This window comes from Mycobacterium sp. 1482292.6, assembly GCF_001672995.1.
Lineage (GTDB): Bacteria > Actinomycetota > Actinomycetes > Mycobacteriales > Mycobacteriaceae > Mycobacterium > Mycobacterium europaeum_A.
Map to the genome: position 1 here is coordinate 1 of NZ_LZKV01000172.1, position 8,620 is coordinate 8,620.

Here is an 8,620-nt window from a genome sequence, read left to right on the forward strand (position 1 = left end):
GGGGCGCGCCCCGTGCTGCGGATCGACGGCCTGGACCTGTCCGGCTACGACGCCGCGGCGATCACCGACGCCGACCGTCTGGCGCCGCTGACCGCTCGCGACAGCGCCTACGCGATCTTCACGTCGGGCTCGACCGGCGCCCCCAAAGGCGTGCTGGTCAGCCACGCCGGCTTGCTGGGATGGGCTGCGGCGCAATGCGAAGCGTCCGAGTTGGACACCGACACCCGGGTGCTGATGGTAGCCTCGCCGACCTTCGACGCGTCGGTCGGCGTCGGTGATCGCCGCGGCGTCGTAGCCGGACAGGTCCAGGCCGTCGATCCGCAGCACGGGGCGCGCCCCGGCGCCGGCGGCCTCGTCGGCGCCACGCGTCAACACGCACACCGCGCCGATGGCGTCCAGCACCGCGGCGACCCGCTCGACCGGATGATCCAGGTCCACCGGCGCGTGGATGCCGCCCGCCTTGACCACGGCCCACCAGGCGACCACCAGTTCCGCGGACCGGCCCACCGCGACGCCCACGGCGCGCTCCGGGCCCACACCCGCGTCAATCAGCTTGCGCGCCAACCGCGTCGACCACTCGTCGAGTTCGCGGTAGGACAGTTCCCGCGCACCGTCGACCACCGCCGGCGCGTCCGGGGCGACCGACAGGGCCGCGGCCAGCAGCTGCGGCGCCACCCCGACCGGCCCGGTGGCACCGGCGCCCGACAGCCGCGTCAGCACCAGCTCGCGCTCGGCGCGGTCCAGCAGTTCGACCTCCGAGAGCCGCCGGGTGGGATCGCTGGTCATCGCCACCAACACACGCTGGAATCGGTCCAGCAGCGAGGCGATGCCGGCGGGGTCGAACACGTCGGCGTCGTATTCGACGTGCAGCCCGAGTTCGCGACCGGGCAGGGCCTCGACGGTCAGTGGGTAGTGGTTGTACTCCCGGTTGGTGAACTCGGCGATGGCCAGCCCATCGGGGCCCAGCGTCATGCCGCTCTCGACGGGGTAGTTCTCGTAGACGAACAGCGTGTCGAAGAGTTGATCGTGACCCGTGACGCGGTGAATTTCGCTGAGCGCGAGGTGCTGGTGCTCGAGCGCGTCGTTGTGGCTGCTCTGCAACTGGGCCAACAGGTCTGCGGTGGTGGTGCTCGCGCGGATGTCGGCGCGTACCGGCACCGTGTTGATCAGCAGCCCCACCATCTGTTCGGCGTCGTCGACCTCCAGTTGGCCGACGCGCGATCGCGGGGTGCCGAAGACGACGTCGTGCTGGCCGGTCAGGGAGGTCAGCACCACGGCCCAGGCCGCCTGCAGGACAGTGCTGACGGTGGTGTGGCAGGAGCGCGCCAGGTCGGTCAGGGCCTCGGTGATTTGCTCAGGCACACAGGACTTTTCGAAACCGCGGTCGCCTTGGCCCAGCCGGTCCTGCGGTCCGACCAGGGTGGGTGTTTCGAAGCCGGACAGCAGCTGGCCCCAGGCGTCCCGGGCGGCGTCGAGGTCTCGATCGGCCAGCCAGGTGAGGAATGCCCGGTAGGAGCCGGCGGCGGGCAGCCGCTGGCCGTAGTAGCTCGTGAAGATTTCCCGCAGCAGGATCGGCAGCGACCAGCCGTCGAGCAGGATGTGATGGTTGGTCAGCACGAACCGGTGCCGGCCGGCCGCAGTGCGGATCAGCGCCACACGGAACGCGGCCTGCCCCGACAGGTCGCGCACCGCCGCGCGCTCGGCGGCGCACAGCTGCTCGATCCGCCGGTCGGCGTCGGTACCGTCCAGATCGAGGTACTGCCACTGCACCACCGGATCGGCGGGGATGATCTGGACCGGCTCGTCGTAGCGGTCGCAGAACAGCGCCGCCAGGTGTGGATGCCGGTTGACGACGGTGTGCACGGCGTCGCGCAGGCGGTCGGGGTCAAGCGGCCCGGTGAGGGTGAAGTCGAGCTGCACGGCGTACATGTCGTCGCTGCCCTGCGCGGTGCTGGAGTGAAAGAGCAGTCCCTGTTGCAGCGGGGTCAGCGGCAGGATGTCGGCGATGTGGTGCTGGGTCGCCAGCTCGTCGATCTCGTGCTGGCTCAGCCGGGCCGGCGCGATGTCGGACGGGGTCAGGCCGCCGCCGCCGGCGCGCACATGCGCGCACACGCCGGCCAGGGCCTCGAACCACAGCCGGCTCAACCGGGTGATCTGTGCCGTATCGAGAACCGATGGCGCCCAAGTCCATTCGGCGTGCAGGTGGGGTCCGGTGCCGGTGTCGATGGTGCCGGCGTTGAGCTCGACGGTGTGCATCAGCGGCATCGGCACCGCCGCGGCGGCCCCGATCAGGGACAGGCCCTCCTGGCTGATGCGCCAGCCCTCGCCCGCCGAATCAGACGCCGCGCCTTGGCGTCCCAGGTAGTTGAAGGCGATCGACGGGTCGGGGCCGGCCAGCTCGACCTCGGTGTTGAGGTAGCGCAGCAATCCGTAGGTCAGCGGATCCGGCAGGGCGCGCAGCTGCTCTTTGGCGTGTTTGATCACCGCGCCCAGCGCGGGGTCACCGGCCACCACCTGGGCCCACTCGAGCCCGGCCACGCCCAGTGCCACCGGGTATTTGGTGGTGAACCAACCGACGGTGCGGGACAGGTCGATGTCCGCGGCCAGTTCCTCGTGCCGCCCGTGGCCCTCGACGTCGATGCCGATCGCGTCGGCGCCACCCAGGAATTCCGCCCAGGCCAGGCCGAACGCGATCAGCAGGATGTCCTGGATGCCGGCGTGGAACGCGGTCGGCACGTCGCCGATCAGCGCGCCGGTCGTCTCGGCATCCAGTTCCACCGACAACCGCCCGGCTGAGGCGTAGGTATCCACCTCGGGGCTGGCCGCCGGCAGCGCGGGGGGCGTGGCGGTCACCTTCTTCCAGGCACCCAGCTTGCTGACGACCTCGGGGCGATGCGCGTGCTCGGCCAGCACCGCCGACCACCGGGCGAACGACGTTCCCGCCGGCGCCAGCTCCACCGGCTGCCCCGCGCTGTGCAGCGCCCAGGCAATGTTGAGGTCTTCCAACAGGATCCACCACGACACGGCGTCGACGGCCAGGTGGTGAATGATCACGGCCAACTGGCCGGTGGCCTCGAGCCACAGCGCGCTCAGCATCACCCCGGCGGCCGGCTCCAGCCGAGCCCGCGCGTCGGCCAGCGCCTCGTCGGACAGCTCGTCCACCGATCGCAGGCAGTCCTGCGCCCGCACCGACCCGGGCTCGGGCACCCGCAGCGACCAACCGCCAGCCTCGTCGTCATCGACGCGCAGCCGCAGCATGGCGTGCCGATCCACCAAGGCCTGCAACACGATTGCGACGTCGGCCTCGGTCACCCCGGCCGGGGCCTGGACCATGACGGTCTGGTTGAACTGATCGATCGGGCCGCCGGCGCATTCGATGTCGCGCAGCCACCGCATGATCGGGGTGGCCAGCACCGGGCCGACGCCCTCGTCGACGACCTCGGCGGCCCCGTCGCTGACGCCGGCCACCCGGGCCAGCCGGGCCACGGTCTGTTCGACGAAGACGTCTCGTGGCCGGCACGTCAGGCCGGCGGCGCGCGCTCGCGCCACGACTTGCAGCGACAGGATGCTGTCGCCGCCCAGTTCGAAGAACGACTCGTCCACACCGACCCGCTGCACGCCGAGCACCTCGGCGTAGATGCCCGCCAGGATTTCCTCGACGGCGTTGCTCGGCGCGCGATACTCGCCCGTGCTGTATTCGGGCACCGGCAGAGCGCGGGTGTCCAGCTTGCCGTTGGCCGTGAGCGGCAGCGCGTCCAGGCCGACCACCGCAGCCGGCACCAGGTGCGCCGGGAGCCGGTCGGCCAGCGCGGTGCGCGCCTCGGCCGGGTCGGCGGTCCCGGTGACGTAGCCGACCAGACGTTTGTCGCCGGGCCGGTCCTCGCGGACGATCACCACGGCCTGCTCGACACCGTCGAGTGCGGCCAGCGCGGCCTGGACCTCGCCGAGTTCGATGCGGTAGCCGCGGATCTTGACCTGCTCGTCGGCCCGGCCCAGGTAGCGCAGCTGACCGTCGGCATCCCAGCACGCGAGGTCGCCGGTGCGGTACATCCGGGCGCCCGGCGCGCCGAACGGGCACGCCACGAACCGCGACGCCGTCAGCCCGGCCCGGCCCACATACCCGGCGGCCACCCCGTCACCGGCCACATACAGCTCACCGATGACGCCCGGTGGGAGCGGACGCATCCAGCCGTCGAGCACGAACAGGGCGGCGCCGTCCACCGGGGACCCGATCGGCGGAATGCCGGATCCCGGCCGCAGCGGGGCGCTGATCGCCACACACATGGTGGTCTCGGTCGGGCCGTAGGCGTTGACCATCACCCGGCCGGGCGCCCACTGGTCCACCACCTCGGCCGGGCAGGCCTCGCCGACCACCGCCAGCGCCACCGACTCCAGCCCCTTCGGCGACAGCATCGCCACCGCCGACGGGGTCTGCGTTAAGACGCTGACTTTCTCGCCCACCAGCACGTCGTGAAACTCGTCGGGGGAACGGGTTACGTCTTCGGACACCACCACCAGGCGGCCGCCGCGCAGCAGCGCGCCGAAGATCTCCCAGACCGACACGTCGAAGGCATACGAGTGGCACTGCGACCACACGCCGGCGGCGGGCAGGCCCGCGTCCAGCGAACCGATCAGCTGCGTCACGTTGCGATGAGTCACCGCAACGCCTTTGGGGACGCCCGTGGTGCCCGAGGTGTAGATCAGGTAGGCGATATCGGCCGGGTCGGGCACCGACAGCGCCGTCGCGGGCCGGGCGTCGATGCGCGGATCGTTGACGTCGACGACGGTAGTGCCGAGGCCGTCGAACCGCTGCGCCAGATCGGCGGTCGTCACCACGGCGACCGGCTGCGCGTCGGCAAGCATGAATTCGATCCGCGTCCCCGGCGACGACGGGTCGATCGGCAGGTAGGCCGCCCCGGTCTTGAGCACCGCGAGGATGCTCGCGACCGCCTCGGCGGACCGCGAAAACATCAGCGCCACAGTCTGTCCCGGGCCAGCGCCGTGGGCCACCAGGTGATGCGCCAACCGGTTCGACGCCGCATCGAGTTCGCGGTAAGTCACCGATGCGCCCTCGCACGCCAGCGCCACCGCCTGCGGCGCCCGGCTCACCTGCGCGGCGAACAACTCGGGCACCGACATCGGCGCGGTCGCCGGATCGGTCAAAACCGCTGTGTTGCCAACCTCTTTCAACCGGGCACGTTCGTCGGCATGCAGCACGTCCAACGACGACAACTGCCGGTCCGGACCGGCGGCGATGGTCGCCAGAATCCGCTGCAGCCGCTCCCCCAGATCCGAGACGTCGAAGTTGGCGAAGGGTTGCCCGGTGCCGACCGTGCTCAGGAACTGCTGATCGCCGAATCCGAGGAAAAACAGCCCGAAATGGCCCACCGGGCCGAAGCTGGTGTACTTCGCGGTCGCCGGGACGTCGCCCAGGCTGAGCGTGAGGCGCGCCGGCACGAAGTTGACGACGACGCGGTTGGGCGCCTGCCTGGGTCCGTTGAAGTGGCCTTCGCCGTCCAGCGTGCGCGTCGGAAACTGCTGATGCCGCAACGTTTCTCGTGACCGCGCATCGACCTGACGGCAGAAGTCGGCGAACGTCGTGTCCGGCGCAGCCTTCAGCACCAGCGGCACCACCCCGGCGAGCATGCCGGGATGCGTCTTGGACTCCGGATCGACTCGCCTGCTGACCGGGAAGTCGAGCACGACCTCGTCCGAGCCGTCGGCCGACCAACCGCGGACCAGCAGTGCGCACGCCGCCGTGAGCACCGAGGACCGGCGGATGCGCAGCGCCTTGGACAGCTCCTTGACCTTACCGATGACGGCCTCGTCCAATTGGACTGGCGGAGAAGGCGAATACGGGTCCCGCCCATCGTCGGTGACCGTCGACGGGTAGTCCGCCCCGGCGCCCGATGGCCGGTGAGCGGCCCAATATTCCTGATCCTCAAGGAAGTTGGGAGACTTCTCGTACTCCAGCTCGCCGCTGGCGAGGTCGTGCAGCGACCCGAAGAAGGCGGGCGGAATCGGTTTCCCGGACGCAAGCGCGGAGTAGATCGCCGCGATCCGCCGGCCCACCAGGGCGATGCCCATCCCATCGATGGCGATGTGATGGCAGGTGGTGAACCAGTAGTACTCGTCGGGCGCGGTCCGGAACAGCGCGAACTTGATCATCGGGCCGGTGAGCGGCATCGGCGTCCGCTGAATCGACGCGGCCGTTTCGCGAACTTCCCGCTCCGGATCGCGTGAGTCAGTCAGGTCATAGAACACCAGATCGACATCGTCGTACTCGACGGCCTTTTGGAAGACCTGGCCGTCCACCTCGAAGAACGAAGCCCGCAGGCTCTCAGCCTCATTGACCACATGTCGCATAGCCTCGTGCAACAAACCGGTGTCGATGGCGCCCTGGATATGGACGAGGACACCCAGCTGCCAAGCCACATCAAAGTAGCCCGTTTGCAGCGCCAGCCAGATGTCGAGCTGACCCCGCGTCACCGGAACAGCCCGGTCAACACGCTCCACTAAACGCCCCCCACCAAGAGTTCGACCCCGAAACCCTTCATACCGACACCGGTCTAATGATCACAAACCGGCGCGGTCAGCGTGTCGCGCAGACTTTTCGCCCGTATATCGGGCCAGGCTTCTTCGATGTAGTGCAGGCATGTGGCGCGGTCGGCTTCCCCAAAAACTACCCTCCAACCGGCGGGAATGACAGCGAAGGTCGGCCAAAGACTGTGCTGTTCTTCATTATTGACCAAGACGAAAAATTGGCCGTTGTCGTCATCGAACGGATTGAGCGACACCGATGGACCCCCTAACACCCGAGACGTAGATTTACCAAGCCGTGCCGCGGATAACCCCGAATATCGTTGCGGCGCTTGAGGATTGATCCGTCAAGCCCGGCCCGTATGTCGATCTGCCCAGGCGCCCGGCGTCAGCGCCGGTGAGCTCGGACGGCGGGGGCGGCGCGACGACATCATGGTCGCGGTGACCATTCCGGCACCTCGCCGACAGATAGCGTTCATCGGCAGTGCACTCCTCATGAGCTACCACTGCGACCGTCGGCGTCGCGATCCACGGAATCGACAATACCCAGCCAATACTGTGCCAAACATATGAATTCCGTTCTTGCATAACCGATCCGCAGTCATACTACTGACGCACCGATTTTTGCTGCTTAGCAAAAGTAACGTGTCATGGGTGCGCCAGGTGCAGCTCCACTTCCCGAACGCGACGCCGGGTGCGATTTCGCTTGTCGACGCTGACCAGCGATCTTTGCCGCCATCCGCGGCCGAAAACCTCGCTTACGCATTCGCAAAATATTTGCCGGTGCGGTCGGCATGCGTCCAGTGCCGGCGCGCGTGACACCTGGACCACCGATTGAGTTCGGGTAGGCGTCCAGCCCGAGCGCTTTCAGCTGCGCGTTTGTGACTCTGCACTGGGGACCCCGGCCAGCAGGACGCGATGTCGCATCCGGCTGCCACCATGCAAAAACGTACGGACGCTTGCTAAAACGCGGCCGGCGGCGTGGCGAACCACTGATGGCGACCCCGGCCGCGCCATAGCTACACAGAGCCGAACCGGCCCACCGTGGCTGCCCCATCGCCTGTCCTCATCATTCGGATGTCGCCGAGTCGAATCCGCGCCTCAAGCCAGCCTCGCACGATTTGCCAGGGGCCGCTCAGCGCCATCCACGCGGGGCCGTAAACAGGCACGTTGTGATTGATGTCACGGCCATCCGGCACGGAAGATGTTCGCCGGTGCTCGGGCGTCGGCCCGGTCCGCTACCTCCGATGCGCGGCTTCGGCGATCCGAGCCGGGCGACGGTTCGGCACGCGGTCCCCTCTCTCACCTGCCGCGCTGTCGTCGAGCGGCCGAGCCCGAATCCGTTGACCACAACCGGGTTTGGCGCACACAGCGGATTCATAGCCGACTTTGCGGCACGCAAATACTCGAGTGCGTACTCGGGGATTGGCGGCGTTTAGACGCCGCCATCGACGGGTAGAGCCCCGAACCATGTGGGGGTCAGTGCTGGGCTTGGGGATCCTGGCTGCGCTCAATCCGGTCCGCCTCGGCCTCGCCTTATTGATGATCTCTCGACCGCGTCCCGGGGCGAGCCTGCTCGCCTACTGGCTCGGCGGATTGACGATATGCATACCCGAGCTGCTTGTCCCGCTGCTGCTGCTGAACTTCACGCCGATGTTCGCACACCTCGCGCACGGTTCGGCGTCCCCGTCGACGAGCTCGGCCCTCGGCAGGATTCAGATCGGCCTCGGTGTGGTCGTCCTGTCGGTCGCCGCACTGATGTCGGTCCGCTTCCTCACCCGCCGACGGACACGCCAACCCGCGCCCGACGCCGACCGCACGCCGGAACTGTCGATGGTCTCGGGTGCACCGATCGCAATGCCGCGGCTGCTGACGCGGGTCCAGGAGGCGCCGGCCGACGACCCCTCCCGATTCCGGCGCCTGCTCGGCCGCGTCCACAGCGCCTGGGAAAGCGGGGCGTCGTGGGTGGCGTGGGTGATCGGCATCATCTCGGTGCCGGTCGACGGCGTCCTGTTCATCGTGGCGATCATCGCGGCCTCGGGTGCATCGGTGAGCGCGCAGGCCGGCGCGTCCGTCGCAT

2 protein-coding genes and 2 pseudogenes are annotated in these 8,620 nt (G+C 68.7%); 2 read left to right on the forward strand and 2 right to left on the reverse strand.

All coding sequences use genetic code 11. From position 1 onward, the window contains the following. Positions 1–12: 12 nt before the first annotated feature. A pseudogene (locus A5624_RS29540) lies at positions 13–207 on the forward strand (AMP-binding protein); the annotation flags it as partial. A gap of 51 nt (positions 208–258) precedes the next feature. On the opposite strand, the pseudogene A5624_RS17075 reads toward A5624_RS29540, so the two are convergent. After that, positions 259–6,516 (reverse strand): annotated as a pseudogene (locus A5624_RS17075) (amino acid adenylation domain-containing protein); the annotation flags it as partial. Positions 6,517–6,569: 53 nt separating this feature from the next. After that, on the reverse strand, positions 6,570–6,797 hold the full coding sequence (locus tag A5624_RS27525; protein WP_067142077.1) for an MbtH family protein: 228 nt from the start codon (positions 6,795–6,797) through the stop codon (positions 6,570–6,572). Positions 6,798–8,010: 1,213 nt separating this feature from the next. Here A5624_RS27525 and A5624_RS17080 point away from each other — a divergent pair. Further along, the coding region (locus A5624_RS17080; RefSeq protein ID WP_066868457.1) for a GAP family protein at positions 8,011–8,620 on the forward strand (610 nt) is incomplete at its 3' end.